This is a genomic window from Alcanivorax sp. 24 (assembly GCF_004360225.1).
GTDB lineage: Bacteria > Pseudomonadota > Gammaproteobacteria > Pseudomonadales > Alcanivoracaceae > Alloalcanivorax > Alloalcanivorax xiamenensis.
Genome location: NZ_SNUA01000043.1, coordinates 1 through 952 on the forward strand (window position 1 = coordinate 1; position 952 = coordinate 952).

The 952-nt window shown below is 38.1% G+C and carries 1 protein-coding gene; it reads left to right on the forward strand.

Going from position 1 to position 952, the window contains the following annotated elements; all coding sequences use genetic code 11:
• Window positions 1-323 precede the first annotated feature (323 nt).
• On the forward strand, window positions 324-952 hold a 629-nt coding region (locus E0L37_RS21185), incomplete at its 3' end, for a PAS domain-containing protein (protein WP_205655671.1).

Sequence of the window (952 nt, forward strand, 5' to 3'; positions counted from 1 at the left end):
AATAGGTAGCTATCATATGTGCCCCAACGCTATAGTGTATACTGTGTAGAGATGTGAGTGCTCTGCACAGACAGAGTTGTATATATTCATCCCAGACACGGCACACTCGTTCTATTACACACTCTTTGTCTCATAGACGTCTATAAGAGACATTTTCAATTGCAATACATCTTATTTTTTTTTTTTTTTTTTTTTTTTTTTTTTTTTTTTTTTTTTTTTTTTTTTTTTTCACACTCTCAAGCTTTATTTCTAAGTATGGTGAGTTTAAAACTGCCGCCGCCTGTTATGCCTTATTATTGGTCATGTCGCTGATCTTATCGTGCATGTTTTATTATGTAGCAGTTGGAACGGTAACTTTAGTTGATGTTTTAGCGGTGATGTTCTTCACTGCGGTGGTATCGCCGATTTTAATAACTGTACTGCTTAACTCAATTCGCCAATTAGAAGCCTCTTATAGCTACCTAGATAGCGCAACCAAACAAGAAAAACTGCTCAACCAAACGCTAAAAGATAATATCAGTCGCTTAAACGAAGAGATTGATGAGCGTAAAATGGCGTTTCATGCCAAGCACAGAGCAATAGAAGAACTTAGACGCGAAATCGCCGAGCGTAAGAAAACCCAACAAGAGCTTGCGCAACAAGGCATGCTATTGCGCTCTATTGTCGACTCATCTCCCGATTTATTTTATTACCGCGATAACAATGGTGTATTTGCTGGCTGTAATAAAATGTTTGAACAAGTGATAGGTAAAAGTAGCGATGAGCTAATTGGTAAAAGTGGCGAAGAAATCTACCCAAGTGATTATTTACCAGAAGTACTGCGCACCGACAAAAAAGTATCTCAAACCCATCAAGCTCTGACGCTTGACGTTGAATACCCCGTTGATGGTGAAAAGCGCTGGTTTGAAATGCGTAAGTTACCTTTTATTAATGAAAAAGGTGAGTACATAGG